This is a genomic window from Cobetia sp. 10Alg 146, assembly GCF_029846385.1.
Lineage (GTDB): Bacteria > Pseudomonadota > Gammaproteobacteria > Pseudomonadales > Halomonadaceae > Cobetia > Cobetia marina.
In genome coordinates, this window is sequence record NZ_JARWKT010000001.1 from 669,814 (window position 1) to 688,327 (window position 18,514).

Sequence of the window (18,514 nt, forward strand, 5' to 3'; positions counted from 1 at the left end):
GATTGCTCTGAGCGGGACGCAGCGTTGCCTGTCTCGCCCGTTTTCCCTCGCCCCCACTGTCACAAGGTTACTCAAGGGTATGCGTGATATCTGATGTGCCCGAGACTGTGCGGCGTGTCATGCCGGTCACGACCGCCCACGCGACTGACGCAGCTCACATGACTCACACAGCTCACACGACTTACACAGCTACGGCGTACGGCGTCGTCAAGGAGGATGAGATGGTGGCCAAGACCGAGATTCATGCCCAACAGCAGACACTGCCGGGCACGGAGCGCCTGATGGAGCCACAGGCGATCTTCATCCGTGACGACTATCGCGGCAGCGGCAAGCTCGAGAACAAGGTGGCGCTGATCACCGGTGCCGACAGCGGTATCGGTCGCTCCGCCGCCATACATTTCGCGCGCGAAGGTGCCGATGTGGCGGTGATGTATTTAAGCGAGGAAGAGGACGCTCAGGAAACGAAGCGACTCGTGGAAGCGGAGGGACGTCGTTGCCTGTTGATCGCCGGTGACCTGCGTGACGCCGAGCTCTGCCGCGACGCCGTGGCGCAGGTGGTCGAGACCTTCGGCGGGCTCAATGTGCTGGTCAACAACGCCGGCACCCAGTGGGTCAGCGAGGACCTGACCACCCTGGAGGATGTCCAGTGGGAGCAGACCTTCGCCACCAACATGCACAGCATGTTCTACCTGACCAAGGCAGCGCTCCCGCATCTCGGCGAAGATGACACCATCATCAATACCACCTCGGTCAATGCCTATATCGGCCCGGAGTTTCTGGTCGATTACACCGCGACCAAGGGCGCCATCGTCAGCTTCACCCGCTCACTGTCCAATCAAGTGGTCGGCCGCGGGATTCGCGTCAACGCCATCGCCCCCGGGCCGGTCTGGACACCGCTGCAGCCGGCGACACTCGGCGCACATGATCCGCAGATGCTGGAAGACTTTGGTGCCGACACCCCGATGGGACGTACCGCGCAACCCTGTGAACTGGGGCCCTGCTATGTCTTCCTGGCATCACTGGATTCCTCCTTCATCAGCGGCCAGACCCTGCACCCCAATGGCGGCACCGTCGTCAATGGCTGAGCGCTGAAAGCGCACTCGGCCTTTGTGTCTATGAAAGCCGGTTCGTGAAAGCCGGTTCGTGAAAGCCGGTTCATGAAAGTCTTACCCTGCTTAGAAGTGAGAAGCGCATCCTGTTTCGCCAATGGCACGCTCGTTGGCAACCACTGCAACAGGGTGCGCTGACGCCCCTTGCCAGGGGTTAGCACGACGCTATCCTCAGGCGCTGGAATCCCTTATCCTTGAGCCTATACCACGTGTCACGATGCATGATTCATGAGCGACTGACTCACTGACGGCGTCTCATCCCCCTCGATATCCTGTTCGCGAGACTCATGTCAGAGACTTGAGCAGCAGGCTGGAGTATTCCATGATCGACTTCCAGAACAAGGGCGTGTTCAAGCTCAAGCCACACGCCGAATACGCAGAAAAGGTGGAAGCGTTGTTGTGTGAAGGGGAAGAGATTGTCGCGGCCTACAAATCGATGCGTGATGGGGTCATCTTTACCACCAAGCGCGTCATAGCGGTGAATGTGCAGGGCCTTACCGGGAGCAAGAAGGACTTCACCTCGCTCCCTTACAGGAAGATTGACGCCTTCTCGATTGAAACCTCCGGTACCTTCGACCTCGACTCGGAGCTCACGATATTCTCCTCCGCCCTGGGCACCGTCAGATTTGAATTTACCGGGTCTACGCCATTGACCGACATCTCACGACTCATTGCCCGTCATGCGTGTTGAGCCATTTCGCCATCATCGTACTTCTCTACGGACGTGAATGAGACTGCTGATATGAGTGATACCACCATCCAACAATTCGAAGAAAACATGAAGCGTGAGCTGGAGCGATATGTCCGCTCCTCTACTGCCCCCGCCAGCTCAACCTCTCCCGGCACCTCGCCGCGCATTCGCCCTGAGGCACCACGCGCCAGAAAGACGACCACTCCGCTCAAGGGGCTCAGAGTGACGCTGGGCGTCAAGCAGAAACGTCTGGCACTGGAAGAACCCTTCACGGTGCAGACCGACAGCATCTCCCGGGTGGAAGCGCGCATTCAGGCCGAAAAGGCCGCCCGCAAGGCCGGCTGGAAGATCATCAGTCACGTGATCGACTGGAATGATACCGAGCGGGAACCCGACGCTCGCGGGCGCTAGTAAGCTCGCTTGTGCTCCCGGGGAATGCCCGCAAGCTCCCGGGGCAATTCTGCATTAGGCAAGATGGCCTCTAGGTGTATGGTCCCGGGAAGTAATGACACGATTAGCCTGAGCTGGTTACTCTTCTGCCCAACCCCATCTGTCGCCCCCAACACCGCCTGATGAGGCGTGGTTTCTATGAAAGACCTGTAAACAATACGGGTTATGCAAATATCCTACCGATCAAGCACTCCTAGACAACACTGACACCGTATTGTGGATGACAGATCATTCTCAGACTAAGTTTCTGCTTGCGACTAAGCGCTTTTGATACCGACTCACGATCAATGATTAATGCACTCGCCTTCATAACGGCCCTTATTGAAAGCAGAACGGTAAATCAAGGATTTGCCCACGTCCGCAGTGACGGGTTTCCCTCGCCGGAATACGACAATGCCCCGACCTGGCGACAGGACGGGGCATTGTCGTAGTGAAGGGGCCACATGCGGAGTGCTCACTACCGCTGATGGCTGACGGCTCACTGATCGCCATCGCACGTGCTAACGTCGAAAGACCACACTCAGATTGTTGGCTGGCATCTCGATCACCTTGTCGAGGGTCAGGCCGTTACGATTCGCTTCCTCGATGACCGCGCCCAGATCGCGCACGCCCCACAGCGGATTGCGGCTTCTGAGCTGGATATCAAAGCCCTCGTTACTGGGTGCCGTGTGCCGGCCTTCACGCTTGTAGGGGCCGTAGAGATACAGTACCCCGCCTGGTGGCAGGCGACGTCCGGCCTGACGCATCAGCTCGGTGGTGACGCGCCACGGCGAGATGTGTACCAGATTGATCGCCACCAGTGCATCGAATGTCACCTCCGGCCAGGGATCGAGGACGTCCAATGCCAGCGGGGCCTGCAGATTGGGCAAGGATGCCTCCTCTCGCCAGGCCACGATCGAGGCCAGCGCTCGGGCGCTGGCGTCTGTCGGCTGCCAACACAGATGCGGCAATCCACTGGCGAAATGCACGGCATGCTCACCGCTTCCGCTGGCCAGCTCGAGAACCCGACGGGACTCACCCATCACCTCGCGCAACACGCCCAGAATGGCATCGCGATTGCGGGCGGCCGCCGGGCTCGCCAGACGACTCGGCTCGGAGAGTTCCTGGGGCGTCGGGCGCACTGGTGAGGAGGCATCCGCCAATGGCAGGGACTCGGGAACTTCAGGCGCTGGGGGAAACGACATGCCACACTCCTTGCAACGGATACATGGGGAAACGATCAGGTGACGCAGCATAGCAAAACCATCGCGAAAAGCCCCTGCCAGCAGCCCGTCACACAGGACGATGAGTCCTCCTCACCTCCGGGACAGAACCTCGCCCTCAGGTTATCCCATCCTCAACAGCCGAAGCGGTGTGATACGGCCCCGCTCCCGCAGATCCTGCCAGGACGTCGGCCAGGTGATCGATCAGCGCACGCAATGCCAGCGGCATGTGTTGGCGAGTGCTGTAGAGCGCATGCATCCCCAGTGGCTTGGGCGCCCACTCCGGCAACACGGCCTCGAGCTCCCCGCTGGCCAACAGGGGCGCAACGGCGAATCGGGGGAGCATGCCGATACCCCCCTGCCAGCGCAGGGCTTCCATCAGCAAGGTAGCTTCGTTGGTCTTGAGCCCCCCGCTCACCGTCACCTGACAGACCTCATCATCACGATAGAGCGTCCATTGTCCCGGCCCGAAATGCGTGTAGGTCAGGCACTGATGCTGGGCGAGCTGCTCAGGATGCGAGGGGTGGCCATGAACCGCCAGATAGCCAGGTGCGGCACACAGCACGGAATGACATTGGCCCAGAGGGCGACAGATCAGCTGAGGATCCAGCTCATTGGTAATGCGGATCGCCAGATCAATGCGCTCCTCAATCAGATTGACGCGCTCGTTGGTCGCCAGCAATTCCAACTGCACACGTGGATATCGGGCCATGAAGCTGGCAAAGGCCTCGCCCATCAGGGATTGGGCCGCAATCACGCTGAGACTGACACGCAGCGGGCCGCAGGGTTCGGCACTTTGGGCAATCCCCGGCCACGCGACCCGATCCGAGAGCGCCACCAGAGTCTTCAGAGTGGGCAGTAACTGCTCCCCGGCCCCCGTCAGGCTCAGATGACGGGTTGAACGATGCAGCAACCGTACACCGGCCCAGGTTTCTACCGCCGCGACATAGCGGGACGCCATGGCACGCGACATGTCCAGCCGCTCGGCGGCGGCCGAGATACTGCCAAGCTCCACGCTGGCCAGAAACACCTCACTGGCCGCAATACGATCGATCATCTCCGCCCACCCCTCGCCTGCATCTGCTCATTTCATGCAACAAAGCGTCACTCGCCATACGGTATCTCGCTGACGCGTGCCTGACTAGACTGACCTCGTTCGTGAAATCTGTCATGACCCCAGAGGATGTCTGCATGAGCAAGATTGCCGTGATCGTTTTCTCAGGCTATGAACACACCCAGCGTGTGGCAGAGTCGGTGGTGGAAGGTGCTGGTGCCACGTTGATTCGAATCGACCCACAGGGCGAGATCAGTGAGGCGGAGTGGCAGGTACTGAATGACTCGGATGCCATCATCTTCGGCACCCCGACCTATATGGGCGGCCCTCCCTGGCAGTTCAAGAAATTTGCCGACGCCAGCTCCAAGGTGTGGTTCTCGCGCGGCTGGCAGGACAAGGTCTTCGGTGGCTTCACCAATAGCGCCAGCCTCAACGGCGACAAGCAGATGACCCTGAACTACCTGCAGACTCTGGCCATGCAGCACGGTGGCCTGTGGGTCAGTCTGGGACTCGCTCCTGCCACCACGCTGGCAGCCACCCGCGACGACGTGAACCATCTCGGTGGGTCCGCCGGAGTTCTGGTGCAGTCTCCCTCCGATGCAGGCGCTGAGGCGATCCCCGCCGGTGATCTGGAAACCGCACGCCTGTACGGTGAGCGCGTCGCACACATCACCCAGCGCCTGGTGGGTTGATCTGACACCCCACTGTCAGGTCGCGGGAAGATCAGACCCTGAAAACGCCAATACCCCACAGGCGATGGAATGCCTGTGGGGTATTGGCGTGTAGGAGGATAGTGTCTCGTTACCCGAGTGGCAGTGTCACATGGGGTAAGTGACCATCGTGCTGCGGGCCCGCCAGAAATCCAGCACTCGCAGGGGGTCCCCCACCTCATGGGCCTTGTGCTGGGCGTTGTGCGCCATGGCGCGGGTGGCATCCCGATCACTCAACAGACGCTCCAGCGCCGCCAGCCACTCTGCCGGGTCATCCCCGACCAGCAGGCCGTCGACGCCATCCTCGATCAGCTCATGATAGGGAGCGCGACGACTGTAGATCCCCACTCCGCCCATGCGCGTGATATCGAGAAAACGCCGCCACGACATGTCGTGATTGACCGAATCCGCCATCAGGGGCGCGAGGCCAATGGCGATCCGCCGCCGCGAGCAATAGTCCTGGAAAGCCTCCCAGCCCAACGCCTCCATGGACTTGAGACGCGGAATGTCACTCAGCGCCAGCGGCAGATGACGCCCCATCATCAACTCCACCTCGGTATCGTCGTGACGCGTCTGGATATCGCGCAGTACCGGTGCCAGCGCCACGATATCGTCGCGATGCGCCAGAGTGCCATGAAAGCCGATGCACCAGTCCTGACTATCGAGATGGCGAAGGTCCGGCAGCGCCCCTGTCAGCGGCGGCGTCAGCAGGCTGACCTTGGGATGCAGGCCTGCCAGAGCAGTCTGCAACTGCTCGCTGACCACCACCACCTCATCCGCCAGCGCCAGCAGGCGTTGCTGCAACTCACGAGCCTGCCTCTCGCTTTCCTCCTGAGGCTGCGCGGTAACGAGATCATGATCCAGCAGATAGCAGATGCGGCCATGCTGCTCGCGGTGAGCCTCCAGCATCTCGATCCACTCCTCACCCAGGGTGCGGGCGATCAGCAGACAGGCACCGCCGAGACGCGCCTGAGCCAGCCTGGGCGAGAACTTCCAGCGACGCGTCTCGAAACGCTCGACGCGAGTGCCTTCCTTGCGCAAGGCGCCCATGGCAGGCAGGAAGAAATAGATGTCTTCCAGTGCCAGAGCATCATCGCTGAGTACGATCCAGCGTGGGGTTGTCGGGAAGGCGGTCATGACAGTCTCCTTTACACGAGGCATTCATGGTCCCGGCGCGTCTGGCCCGGAGGCCAAAAAGGGAGGCAAGCGCGCGAAAGAGCACACATTGTCTCTGGGACGCTTCCTCTGAGCTTAATGAATTCTGAGCCAGACACCACCCGAATGCTGCCAACATGTAGCGGAGGTAATCAACGTGTTACATGCGTTAGGGCCGCTGACAGCCCTTCCAGCAACGACAAGGCCCACAGGGTAAGCTGTGGGCCTTGACTCATCGATACCTCAAATGTCCGGCCGATCACTCATCGACCGGCCCTCATGGGGCTTGCCTCATGGGGCTTGCCTCATGCGACCCTGATCAGCTCGTGTCGATCCTCTCCTTGTGAGGTCGCCCTTCTCACATCCTCAAGACGCTTGAGCAAGTACTGCCCATAGCCCGTCTTGCTGAGACGCTGGCCCAGCACCTGCAACTCCTCATCGCTGATCCAGCCATTGCCCCAGGCAATCTCTTCCAGACAGGCAATCTTGAGTCCCTGACGATGCTCGATGGTCTGCACGTACTGCCCTGCATCCAACAGGCTATCGTGGGTACCGGTATCCAGCCACGCGAAGCCACGGCCGAGGCGCTCGACATGCAGATCCCCACGTTCCAGATAGGCATTGTTGATGCAGGTAATCTCCAGTTCGCCGCGCGCAGAAGGCTTGACCTGCTTGGCGATTTCCACGACATCGTTGTCGTAGAAATACAGCCCCGTCACCGCGAAGGGAGAACGAGGATGAGCTGGCTTCTCCTCGATGGACAGCGCCCGGCCCTCTTCGTCGAACTCCACGACACCAAAGCGTTCCGGGTCCTGAACCAGATACCCGAATACGGTAGCCCCGGAAACACGTGAAGCCGCGTGCTTGAGCTGGCCGGTGAAATTGGGGCCATGGAAGATATTGTCGCCCAGCACCAGGCAGACATCGTCTTCCCCGATGAAGTCCTCGGCGATCAGGAACGCCTGAGCAAGGCCATCCGGGCTGGGCTGTACGGCGTATTCGAAGTGCACGCCATACTGCTCTCCACTCCCCAGCAGTTGCTGATATTGCGGCAGATCTTCAGGCGTCGAGATGATGAGAATGTCGCGAATTCCCGCCAGCATCAGTACCGAGGCCGGATAGAAGATCATCGGCTTGTCATAGATGGGCAACAACTGCTTGGAGACGCCGAGCGTGATCGGATGCAGCCGTGTACCCGAACCACCCGCGAGAATAATGCCTTTCCGTGCCATGCTGATCTCCCTGTCCCTTGACGTCATTCCGCTGTCACCGCGGATAGCGAACACCGACCGACAAATGGGCATCGAGCATCATGGCTTTGAAAATGCCTTGCTTCATCAGTCCGTGTCGCAGAACAGAGTACGTGCCCCTTACCTGTCACGCAGCATGGTTTTCACCGATATTCATCCCCATTTACCCCATGTTTGGCTGACGTTACCAACATCATTTAATTAACATGCTTGGATCAAGTGTCAGTCATGCCTTGCATGATGCCGCTCATCCAGACGCCCCATGCCACCATGACGTGACGCCATACTCCAAGCCTTACAGACACATGAGAACGACGGATCAGGCGCTGACGCCCAGGCGCTCCCCTTGATAATGGCCATCACGGATACGCTGCCACCATTCAGGGTTCTCGAGGTACCAGTGCACTGTCTTGCGCAGGCCACTTTCGAAAGTTTCCCGAGGGCGCCACCCAAGCTCCCGGTCAATCTTGGCGGCATCGATGGCGTAGCGCAGATCGTGCCCCGGCCGGTCAGAGACGAAAGTGATCAAGTCCGCGTAATGTGCGACGCCTTCTGGCCGTGTCGGCACCATCTCTTCCAGCAGAGCGCAGATCATGCGGACGACATCGATGTTGCGTTGCTCGTTGTGGCCCCCGATGTTGTAGCTCTGCCCCACCTCTGCCTCACACGCCACCTTGATCAAGGCGCGGGCGTGATCCTCCACGTATAACCAGTCCCTCACCTGATGGCCGCTGCCATAGACAGGCAATGCCTTGCCTTCCAGCGCATTCAGAATCGTCAGGGGAATCAGTTTCTCGGGGAAGTGATAGGGGCCATAGTTGTTGGAGCAGTTGGTCATCAGCGTGGGCAGGCCATAAGTGCGCTGCCAGGCTCTGACCAGATGATCCGAGCCCGCCTTGCTCGCTGAATAGGGAGAACTCGGTGCGTAAGGTGTCTGCTCGTGGAAACCGGGGGCATCATCATCGAGATCCCCGAACACTTCATCGGTCGAGATATGGTGAAAACGAAATCTCTCGGCCTTCTCCGGATTGACCATCGTCAGCTGCTTCCAATGACGACGTGCGGCTTCCAGCAGACGGCAGGTGCCCATGACATTGGTCTCGATGAAGGCTTCCGGCCCATCGATGGAGCGGTCCACATGACTCTCGGCGGCGAGGTGCATGACGATATCCGGCTGATGCTCACGGAAGATGCGCGCCAATGCCTTGGCATCACAGATATCCGCCTGCTCGAAGACATACCGTGGGTGGTCACTGACGGACTCCAGCGAGTCCAGGTTGCCCGCATAGGTCAACTTGTCGAGATTGACCACATCATGGGTTGTCGAATGGATCAACTCACGCACCACGGCTGAGCCAATGAAACCGGCACCACCGGTAATCAGGAACTTCATGCTTCACCTCGGCCACGCACTCGGCGCAGAAAGAAAATGTGAGAGTGCTGTCAGCCACGGCAACGCCGACCAGCTGGCGCGACAAAGCACCGGGCCGCCACCCTCCTTGTCCCTAGATGATACGTCACGCCATCGCTGGCCCTCGCCCGATTCACCTGCCGTCACCCAGCTGAAATTCCTGCGTCAAATGTCACCTCAATATGATGAGGCAATTCTCATATGACGAGGGAGAAACCTCCTCCCGAGGTATGACAGACACAAGAAAGCCCCGAACGCGAAGCGAACGGGGCTTTCTTGTGTCTGTCAGGAACCATGGCCGGATGCCTTGCCCAGGCGTCCGGCACGTCAGTAGACCTATCTCACAGCTCGCCGTTGTCCGAGGGAACGAACCAGGAAGCCTGCTCTCCCCGGGCGGCGGCCTTGCGATCATCACGCTGCCGTTCAGCCTCCAGTACCTTGTACTGCACGCGATTCAACCACTCGAAACCCAGTCCCGGTAACGGAGAGAAGGGAGTCGTACGACTCATTCCCCACAGCGCAAAGCGTGTACTGCCCTGCTCTGCCTCACCTCGGCCATGCATGCCGTAGGTATTGGCGATCAACAGGGTGTTGGCCTTCACGGCAAAGTGCTTGACCTCGCCCAGCCCGAAGCGCTCCAGATCCCCCTCATCCACCCGGAACGAGCCTCGCTGGGTATAGCGATTGGGATGATCACGGGCGATCAGGCTCATGTGCTTCTCCCACGTCAATCGGGCTGACGTCAGGCGAGTGGAACCAGGCACGAACATGAAGGGGCCCTGTGCAGGCGTCACATCCTGCAGATATAGCCAGAACTTCATGGTGGGCTGGAAGGTATCCACGTGCAGTGATTTCTGAGGATCGCGCTCGTGACTTTCCAGTACACCATTGTGGATGCGCTCCAGATGCATGATGGGCTGGCGAGCATGACCACTGCAGTAACGCATGAGACGGCGGAATCGTCTGTCACGCATCAAGGCCTGCATTTCCGGCAAGGCTTCAACATTTTCCGGTGACATCACCCGGCGACGGGTCAAGGTATCTGCTTGGCGACACTGACGAATCTCGCCACGTGCCCCCTCGGCCTCAGTGAGCAGCCGCTGATACTGCTCCGCAGGCAGGAAATCTTCCAGCATCAGATAGCCATCACGCTGAAAGGCCTTGCGCTGCTCTCGCGGAACGCCATAGGCAAACCAGGCCTGGCGTACACGCATCAGCCAATGCGCAGCGCGCAGGCGTGTCAGGTGAAGACCACGACGATTGAGCTCAGCACTGCCCAGCACTGGATTGGCCACGAAGGACTTGGCACCTGTCAACAATCCAAGTGCATCCATGCATCTAGCAGCAAGTGACCGCATGCCTGACTCCATTGAATTCATGACCAGTGAGCCACTCAACCGATCTTGCGAGCATCCTGAAGCTTGAGAACACCTGTCAGCGCACCATTGTCATCTACCACCAACAAGGAGGTGACATTGGCTTTCAACATGGTGTTCTCGGCAGCCGAGAACATCTCGTTCTCATTGATCGTCATCGGGGTGCGCGTCATGATATCGCCCCCTGTCACGCCATCCAGTCCCTGATTGTCAAAGAGTGAGCGGCGCAAGTCACCATCCGTGATCAACCCATGGATGGTGCCCTTGTCAGCAATGACAGTGAGTCCCAACCCGCCTTGGGTGATCGTCATGATGACTTCACGCAGGGAGTCAGCAGGCGTATTGCAAGGGACTGGCGAATGCATGACATCGCGTACACGCGTCAACAGACGACGCCCGAGACTTCCACCGGGATGAAATACCGCGAAGTCCTGAGGCATGAACTGGCGACGCTCGATCAAGGCAACGGCAAGCGCATCCCCCATGGCAAGGGTGACGGTAGTTGAGGTAGTCGGCGCCAGATTGTTGGGGCACGCCTCACGATCAACACCAACATCCAGTACCAAGTCACTGTTCTTGCCAAGTGTCGAGCTGGGGTTTCCTACCAGTGCAATGATCTTCACACCAAAGTGCTTCAAGGAAGGGATCAGGCGAATGACCTCTTCCGTTTCACCACTGTAGGAGATGAGGATGGCCACATCCCCTTTGGTGAACATCCCCAAATCACCGTGGTAAGCCTCTGCCGGGTGAACGGCGAAACTGGGCGTCCCCGTCGAAGCCAAGGTGGCTGCAATCTTGTTGCCAATGATGCCTGACTTGCCCATCCCAGAGACGATCACTCGACCAGAGGTCGTCATGATCATGCGTACCGACTCTTCAAACTCATTCCCCAAACGCTCAGAAGTCGTTTGCAGTGCCTCCGCCTGAGTCACGAATACCTTCTTTCCAATCTCGACGCTTGGCATTTCCTTACCCTCTGTCCATGATGCTAGGCTGCCCAGCGATGCTGCTGCTGAGCAGTATCCTTCACTCTTTATTGTGCAACCTTGGCAACATTGCCCAGAAAACCTGCTGCGGTGCTATAGACGGCTTCCTTGCCCTGCGCCGAAAGGATTCGATCTGCCAGCTCTCTGACAGCACCTTTGCCACCTGGCAGTGACAACACTTCATCGGCTTGTGCCTTGATATAGTTGGGGGCATCCGCCACGGCGTAAGCGCTACCACAAGCCTCGAAGGCTGGCAGATCAATTACATCATCACCGATGAAGACTGTCTGATCCGCGGTAACCCCCGCCGCCGTCATCAGTTCGAGGCATGCAGCATGTTTGTCTTTCACCCCAAGCCTGGAATGAGAAATCCCGAGATCCGCCACACGCTTGCGTAGTGTCGCGGAATCGCGCCCTGACAGCACTGCCACCTGAATACCGCACTCCTCCAACAAGCGGATACCCAGGCCATCGCGGACATGGAATTGCTTGAGAGATTCACCAGAGGCATCGTAATAGATACCACCATCCGTCAGTACGCCATCAACATCCGTAATCAGCAGCCGAGTTCTGACCAGTGGCTCAGACTTGGCGCATGAAGGACGCCCTTCCACCAAGGCCCTTACCTTCTCAAGACATTCAGGAGTGTCAACGCCCGGGCCTGTCTCTTCTACCTCAATGACACGAATCTTGATGCCTGCATGCATGAGACGCAGCTGCTCGAGCGATTCAACACGCTCAGCCATAGGCTGTGGCAACTGCGAATATCCCTCCAGCACCTCGCGCCGATAGGCATAGACACCGACATGCTTGCGATAGCTGGCCTCGTCTGCCTCGCGGGGATACGGAATCGGAGAGCGACTGAAGTACAAGGCATCATCAAACTGATCACACAGCACCTTGACCGTATTCGGATTCCTGGCCTCCTCTGCCGAGATGGCATGACAGAGTGTGCCCACTTTCACCCAACTGTCTTGCATCGCTGCCACCAGCAGCTCCAGATCTCCCGGTCGTACCAATGGCTCATCGCCTTGCACATTGAGGTAGATGTCGGCAGACACCTTCTGCATCACCTCAACCAGGCGATCCGTACCGGAGGCATGCTCTGGAGAGGTCATGACGGCCTGCCCACCGAAAGCTTCCACGGTATCGAAGACGCGCTGGTCATCAGTGGCAACCCAGACAGCATCAATTCCAGATACCTGGGAAGCACGCTCCACCACATGCTGCACCATCGGCTTGCCAGCGATGTCTGCCAGGGGCTTCCCTGGCAGACGACTGGAGCCGTAACGTGCAGGAATGATGATGACCGTTTTCTGGTTCATCTCAATCGTCACGACGCTATTCCCTTTGCAGACTTATTCAATGACCAGTTCAGGCAGCGACTTCACTGCATCATCGATAGCCTTGACCTGTTGCAGGAAAGGCTCGAGTTGATGAAGCGGCAAAGCGCTGGGTCCATCGCACTTGGCATTGTCGGGGTCCGGGTGGGCTTCTAGGAACAGGCCCGCCAAGCCTGTGGCCATGCCGGCTCTCGCAAGTGTCACCACCTGCTGACGACGACCACCAGAAGCGGCGCCGGTCGCTTCACGCTGCTGCAACGCATGGGTGACATCGAAGATGATCGGAAGATTCCCGGTCACGCGCTTCATGACATCAATGCCGAGCATGTCGACTACCAGATTGTCATACCCAAAGCTGGTGCCACGATCACAGAGAATGAGATCGCTGTTCCCCGCTTCCTTGAACTTCTCGACGATGTTCACCACCTGCCCCGGGCTCAGGAACTGCGGTTTCTTGATATTGATCGTCTTGCCAGTCTTGGCCATGGCCACGACCAGATCTGTCTGACGAGCAAGGAAAGCCGGCAATTGCAGGATATCGGCCACTTCCGCTACAGGCTCACACTGCCATGTCTCATGGACATCCGTAATGACCTTGACGCCGAACTCGGACTTTACATCCTGGAAAATTCGCATGCCTTCTTCCAAGCCTGGGCCACGATATGAATGAATCGAGGACCGATTGGCCTTGTCGAAACTGGCTTTGAATACGTAGGGGATACCAAGCCTATTGGTCACCTCTACATAGTGCTCGCAAGCACGCATGGCGAGATCGCGAGATTCAAGGACGTTAATACCGCCAAAAAGAGTAAAATTGATATTGTTACTAATTCTCATACGTTTCAAGCCTTTAATTGACGCTTAAACATCCAGCGCCCAAAGCGAGAGACAGGATGTTTAGCTTTAACAAAAAAATCGACCGTTTGATTTTCTAGGCGAGCTTTTTGAGCATTACTCAGGAAAGCTCCATAGGCAACCTTATAGAGTCGATATCTCATGGTAGATTTTATCAAGTTGGATCGTAGCTGATTCAAACTACTTGCATCTTCTCTTTTAGGCTGAGAACCTGTAGCAGCAGTTACAGCTTTACCAGAAGATTTAGTAACTTTAGATCGGCTTTTTTTCTGCACTAGATCTAAGGTAAATCTCTCAAATAAGGGAGAAAACTTACTGACAGATGGATAACTCGACTTATTATATAAAACTGGCTGCAAACCCGGGATCCTAATTTCGTAAAAGTCTACAGACGTTGTAATGCTCCGCTTAGAGCCATCTCTTTCAGTTCGGTATACAACATTTGGCTTCCCAAAAGAATAAAACCCATGAATTAAATAAGAGATAAATCGATATACTTTTTCCACATCAACTTGATACGGGCTACTTAGATTGCTTATGAAGCCATCCATATCATAAATGCTTGATTTGACATTTACACCCTCAATGCTATAAAAAGCCTCACCGAAAACATAAGTGGGCTTATTAAAAGCCATAGAGTAAAGGCCTACACCCGAATTAACCAAAGCCACAGAGTCAGACATTTCAATTAGATCCATGAAATGTGTCTCATGCGCAACATATCGAGCATGCTCTAAAGCAGGCGAGTCGGTTTCTAGAGGATGCCTTTTGCAAAGAACAACCCAGCCCTTTTTTTTCAGCTGCTCCGCAGCTTTATCTATAAAATTGACAAAGTCGCTATATTCTTCTATTTCCCCACCCATGTATTTTATTACTGTATCGCTAGGACGTTGCAAGGGAACAAAAAGGACTTTTTTTCCACCAATATTTAACTTCTCATATAAAGCATCGGCACCAATTCTATTTGTTTGCTTTTCGAGTGTTTCTTGATTTGACAGTTGTGCTATGTATTTCTTTGTGCGAATTAAATCAATATCAGATACTTTATGATCCCATAGTTTTGCGTCATAGCTATTCGAGTGTGAATTGAAACCACTTGAATCAAAGAACCAACTATCCGGTAATGCACCCCGCTCGTAGACATATAGCTTGATACCGCTTCTTTTTGCCCATTTGTAAACCTCTAAACGGGCCGGGTTACCGTAAGGATTAGGAAAAACAATAGCTTCAATGTCATGGTGAGAAATTAGGTCTTCAAATGATCTATAATCGAATACTTCATCTTCATAGTAATCATACTCACTTATATATACGAAATCACCAAGCAAAGGTACAATATCTTTTAAACAGTTTGATGAATGACTATTTGGCACACCAAAGTAAAGAACTTTTTTATGTGCAGATTCTACTGCCGATATCGGGGTGGGATGAATTCTATCTTTGTCAAACTTTTTAAAAAGATCCATCCATAGAAGCCGATTATTCTGAGTGTTAACCGGCGCATAAAAATCGCTTTCTTTAGGGCGAGGATGCCAAAGATGAAAAACATAAAGATTAGAGGCAAGCGCAAGTCTACCATATAATGAAAACTGCGATCTAAACCCATTATAGGTTGACGTATCCCATACTTTAGTGTCTTTATAATAATCATCAGCTCTAGGAATAGTATTATCTTCTGCACCAAGGCGATGATAAAGTTCAAAATCTTCGTATCCATGCCCTCTAAACTCAGGGCTATGGCCGCCCACAGATAGATAATGCAAACGATTGACAATCATTACCGAAGAGCAAGCTGCAAGATTCTGTACCTTTGACTTATCTCCTAACAGATATGACATATAGTATGCCAAATATTTCGAGGAGTCAGAGTTATTATTAAAATCTTCTGTGCCTTGCTCGGTAAGGTACAAGCACGGTATGGCAAAAAAACTTTTCTTATACGTTGAGATACCATAAGAGCACATCAACTTCAGAAGATTATCCCAGAAATCATCTGAGACTCGCAAGTCAACATCGAGGAAAGTAACGGCATTACCTTCAGCATGCTTAACTCCGTAATCACGCGCTTCACCAATTGAGAAAGTCTTACCTATACTGTCGTGATAAATATAATCTACATTATTCTTCGAACAGATCTCTCTACATACTTTTTGACTATCATAGCTGGAGCCAGAGTCCACAACAAGAAACTGAATTCTCTTGTGATCTGGAAAAGACCAGCACTGATCCTCTAGTCGCGACTTTAAATAAGGGAGAGATGGGTCATCACGGAAAGGAATAATAACGGTCAAGTCAATATTGTTCACACTATACATCACAGGCCTCCTAAGAGCACTTATACAAACATAAAGATCAATCCCGATGATCCGATATGATTAAAGAGATCATAGATAAAATCACTGATACAAACAAAGCAATACAGACAAATACAATCGTATTGTACAGCCTCCTAGGCACGGCAGAGTATTCAGGCATGGTGGGCATTTGCAATGTTGTAATTTTCTTCAATTTCCTAGCTGCTTCTATTCGGGTTGTTTCTAGAGCCTCTAAAGCTCCTGAATAGCTCTGCTGTGCAAACTCAGCTTTCAGCTGTAACGTCTGATAATCACTGGAAAGAGCATTCAAAGCATTACCACCTTGACGAGCTAAGCGATTTCGTTCGCTTTCGATCTGGTCATTAAGCGCCTTGATTTCACTATTCACACGAACCACTTCAGGTGAACGCTTGCTTTGATAACTCGATAGTGCACTTCTTCGTGCTTTGAGACTGGCTAACTGCCCTTCCAGGGTCGCCACGACTGTACTCAAGCTTTCAACAGTTGCAGTTGGGGAAACCAAGCCATTTTCATTTTGGTAACTCAACAATGCTTCACGCGTGGCGTTGAATCGCTTCTCAAGAACTTCAACTTGCTGTTCCAAAAACTCGACTTGTTCTTGAGCCAGACGCTGCCCCAAAAGGTTCATCTGAGTCTCACCCTGTGAGAGCAACAGGCTCGCTATCTGGTGCGCTTTTTCTGGAGTAAATGCCTCAACTTTGATACGCAATACCCCAGCATAAGAATCAAGCTCAACCGAGACGCGCTTTTTATAGTATTTATGCAACATCTCGAGAGGTGCATCTTCATCTCTCAGTCGTGTAAAGAAGTCTGCACCAGAACCAGCATAGTGCTTCCTGAAGTCTGCATTCTTGACAAGATACTTCAGCATGTCCGTAGATAGTAAGTAGTCCCTGAGCAGTAGCATATCCTGGCTATTGGAACTCCCCCCCCCCGTCAAGAGTGAAGAGACATCAAGACTTGGCATACTGACCTGTGGACTCTCCAACACCACATTGGCTTCAGAGACATAACGATCACTGGCCCAGAATGTCCAGTAAAAACTCACAACGAAGATACTAAAAAAACAAAGTCCCCAATGAGGGTACTTTTTCAAAAAATTTTTCATGCGTATTTAATCCTTGCTGTCGGCATGATAATGAGAAATGGCGTCATGGATACTGTCATGCCATATCGCTTCACCATTTTTTAAATAGATACCCGCTTGGCAAAGCTCTTTCAGGATACCTTCACTATGTGAAACGATGATCAGGCTTGCGGTATTGATTCTATCCTTGAAAGCCTTACTTGCCTTGGCCCTGAATGCCCTATCTCCGACCGCGGTTGCTTCATCAGATAGGTAGACATCAAATTCAAATGCCAGTGATAGCCCGAAGGCCAAGCGTGCTCTCATCCCTGATGAATAGGTTTTTACAGGCTCATCGAACGCTGGGCCTATTTCTGCGAATGCTTCAACCTCATCAATAAGATCATTCACTTTTCCATGATTACCATGAATCCGTGCAACGAACTTGACATTCTGCCGACCTGTCATTGAACCCTGAAAGCCGCCACCAAGGCCGATCGGCCAAGATACTCGACTATGGCGTATGACCTCCCCTCTTTCGGGACGGTCCATATCAGCGATAAGACGTAGCAAGGTCGACTTCCCTGCCCCATTCTTGCCTACCAAGCCGACACTAACTCCTGTGGGAATAGTGAGATTGATATCGTTAAGCACCCAGTCGCTGCCATGATGATTATGGTAACGCTTGTACAAGCCACGAATTTCTATCATTGAGCGCGCAACCTCCACGAAAACCGGATATGCAGGAGCAACCCAAATGCCATCATGCCAAGTGCCCAGAACCACGGATAGAGAAGATTGATCACATTCAGCGTGTGGTATCCGGAGAAGAATGCTTTCCTCAGTTCTTCGACGCCGTGAACGATAGGATTCCAGGTGACATAGATCTGGTATTCGTGCGGAATGAGGTTGATGGGGAAAATGACCCCAGAGATGATCAACAGCGGAAGCCCCATGATTTTAAGTAGCTTGCCAATCTCAGGAATCAGCTCACTCAGCACAGAAACAAGAATTCCAATACTGGCACCCAGTGCCCAGAGAGTCAGCCAACCCCATAGTGCCAGTAGTGGGTCATCAGGAATCAAGTCGAGCCCCAGTAGGCTGCCGACCAGCACAAATAGAATCAGGATCAGTGTTTTTATCATGCCTTCCAGATAGCAACGCACCAGCACAGGGTCGATGGGTTTGACCTGTCGATAGGTGAATAGTCCTTTATTGGCGTCTACCGCTCCGATGGAGCGCATCATGTTTTCCCTGAACAGAAAGAACCCCAGCAGTCCCGTAATCATCCAAGGAACGAATTCAGCTCCAGATACCCGATGCCCTCCCGCTAACAGGGCCCGTATGCCGACCATGATGGCGATTACCGCAATGGGTTCAAACAACATCCAGAACCACGCCATTCTATCCGCCATGGTACGAGCGACTGCCTCGCGCATGAACAACGCGTGCCAGACACTCCACGTCACACGTAGGGGGCTACGAGTGACTTTGTGTAAGGAAGGGGTTGTCATTTCCAT

The 18,514-nt window shown here is 54.4% G+C and carries 17 protein-coding genes; 4 read left to right on the forward strand and 13 right to left on the reverse strand.

Going from position 1 to position 18,514, the window contains the following annotated elements; genetic code table 11:
• Positions 1 to 221: 221 nt before the first annotated feature.
• From QD172_RS02850 to QD172_RS02860, 3 genes are all read left to right on the forward strand, one after another.
• Positions 222 to 1,085 (forward strand): SDR family oxidoreductase, encoded by an 864-nt coding sequence (locus tag QD172_RS02850; protein WP_279854851.1) that lies wholly within the window; start codon positions 222 to 224, stop codon positions 1,083 to 1,085.
• A gap of 346 nt (positions 1,086 to 1,431) precedes the next feature.
• A complete protein-coding gene (locus tag QD172_RS02855; protein WP_084208355.1) occupies positions 1,432 to 1,800 on the forward strand; it encodes a PH domain-containing protein in 369 nt (122 codons plus the stop codon).
• Positions 1,801 to 1,851: 51 nt separating this feature from the next.
• On the forward strand, positions 1,852 to 2,211 hold the full coding sequence (locus QD172_RS02860; RefSeq protein ID WP_279854853.1) for a hypothetical protein: 360 nt from the start codon (positions 1,852 to 1,854) through the stop codon (positions 2,209 to 2,211).
• 539 nt (positions 2,212 to 2,750) lie between these two features.
• Here the strand turns inward: QD172_RS02860 and QD172_RS02865 are convergent.
• Together QD172_RS02865 and QD172_RS02870 are read right to left on the reverse strand one after the other, a co-directional pair.
• Positions 2,751 to 3,434, reverse strand: a complete 684-nt coding sequence (locus QD172_RS02865) for a DUF938 domain-containing protein (RefSeq protein ID WP_279854854.1) — start codon at positions 3,432 to 3,434, stop codon at positions 2,751 to 2,753.
• 136 nt (positions 3,435 to 3,570) lie between these two features.
• Entirely contained in the window at positions 3,571 to 4,509 is a 939-nt protein-coding gene (locus QD172_RS02870) for a LysR family transcriptional regulator (protein WP_279854855.1), read from the reverse strand.
• 134 nt (positions 4,510 to 4,643) lie between these two features.
• On the opposite strand from QD172_RS02870, the gene QD172_RS02875 reads away from it, so the two are divergent.
• The gene (locus tag QD172_RS02875; RefSeq protein WP_279854856.1) at positions 4,644 to 5,198 is read left to right on the forward strand and encodes a flavodoxin family protein; all 555 of its coding nucleotides are present in this window, start codon (positions 4,644 to 4,646) and stop codon (positions 5,196 to 5,198) included.
• 126 nt (positions 5,199 to 5,324) lie between these two features.
• Here QD172_RS02875 and QD172_RS02880 read toward each other — a convergent pair whose 3' ends face one another.
• The 11 genes from QD172_RS02880 to QD172_RS02930 form a co-directional block, all read right to left on the reverse strand.
• On the reverse strand, positions 5,325 to 6,353 hold the full coding sequence (locus tag QD172_RS02880) for a glycosyltransferase (RefSeq protein ID WP_279854857.1): 1,029 nt from the start codon (positions 6,351 to 6,353) through the stop codon (positions 5,325 to 5,327).
• Positions 6,354 to 6,676: 323 nt separating this feature from the next.
• Complete coding sequence (gene rfbA, locus QD172_RS02885) at positions 6,677 to 7,603, reverse strand: glucose-1-phosphate thymidylyltransferase RfbA (protein WP_279854859.1); 927 nt, start codon at positions 7,601 to 7,603, stop codon at positions 6,677 to 6,679.
• A 337-nt stretch (positions 7,604 to 7,940) separates the two neighbouring features.
• Complete coding sequence (gene rfbB, locus QD172_RS02890; RefSeq protein WP_279854860.1) at positions 7,941 to 9,014, reverse strand: dTDP-glucose 4,6-dehydratase; 1,074 nt, start codon at positions 9,012 to 9,014, stop codon at positions 7,941 to 7,943.
• A gap of 359 nt (positions 9,015 to 9,373) precedes the next feature.
• On the reverse strand, positions 9,374 to 10,390 hold the full coding sequence (locus QD172_RS02895; protein ID WP_279854861.1) for a phytanoyl-CoA dioxygenase family protein: 1,017 nt from the start codon (positions 10,388 to 10,390) through the stop codon (positions 9,374 to 9,376).
• Positions 10,391 to 10,425: 35 nt separating this feature from the next.
• Entirely contained in the window at positions 10,426 to 11,373 is a 948-nt protein-coding gene (locus tag QD172_RS02900) for a KpsF/GutQ family sugar-phosphate isomerase (protein WP_279854862.1), read from the reverse strand.
• 68 nt (positions 11,374 to 11,441) lie between these two features.
• Positions 11,442 to 12,731 (reverse strand): 3-deoxy-manno-octulosonate cytidylyltransferase, encoded by a 1,290-nt coding sequence (gene kdsB / locus QD172_RS02905; protein WP_279854863.1) that lies wholly within the window; start codon positions 12,729 to 12,731, stop codon positions 11,442 to 11,444.
• Positions 12,732 to 12,752: 21 nt separating this feature from the next.
• A complete protein-coding gene (gene kdsA, locus QD172_RS02910) occupies positions 12,753 to 13,574 on the reverse strand; it encodes a 3-deoxy-8-phosphooctulonate synthase (protein ID WP_279854864.1) in 822 nt (273 codons plus the stop codon).
• Positions 13,575 to 13,579: 5 nt separating this feature from the next.
• The gene (locus QD172_RS02915; RefSeq protein ID WP_279854865.1) at positions 13,580 to 15,907 is read right to left on the reverse strand and encodes a glycosyltransferase; all 2,328 of its coding nucleotides are present in this window, start codon (positions 15,905 to 15,907) and stop codon (positions 13,580 to 13,582) included.
• Positions 15,908 to 15,944: 37 nt separating this feature from the next.
• On the reverse strand, positions 15,945 to 17,036 hold the full coding sequence (locus QD172_RS02920) for a chain-length determining protein (protein ID WP_279854866.1): 1,092 nt from the start codon (positions 17,034 to 17,036) through the stop codon (positions 15,945 to 15,947).
• Positions 17,037 to 17,042: 6 nt separating this feature from the next.
• Positions 17,043 to 17,705, reverse strand: coding sequence for an ABC transporter ATP-binding protein (locus tag QD172_RS02925; protein WP_279854867.1), 663 nt, complete (start codon positions 17,703 to 17,705; stop codon positions 17,043 to 17,045).
• Positions 17,702 to 18,514 carry an ABC transporter permease gene (locus QD172_RS02930; RefSeq protein ID WP_279854868.1) on the reverse strand — a complete coding sequence of 271 codons (813 nt, stop codon included), beginning with the start codon at positions 18,512 to 18,514 and terminating at the stop codon, positions 17,702 to 17,704. Before QD172_RS02930 ends, QD172_RS02925 begins: the two co-directional genes overlap by 4 nt.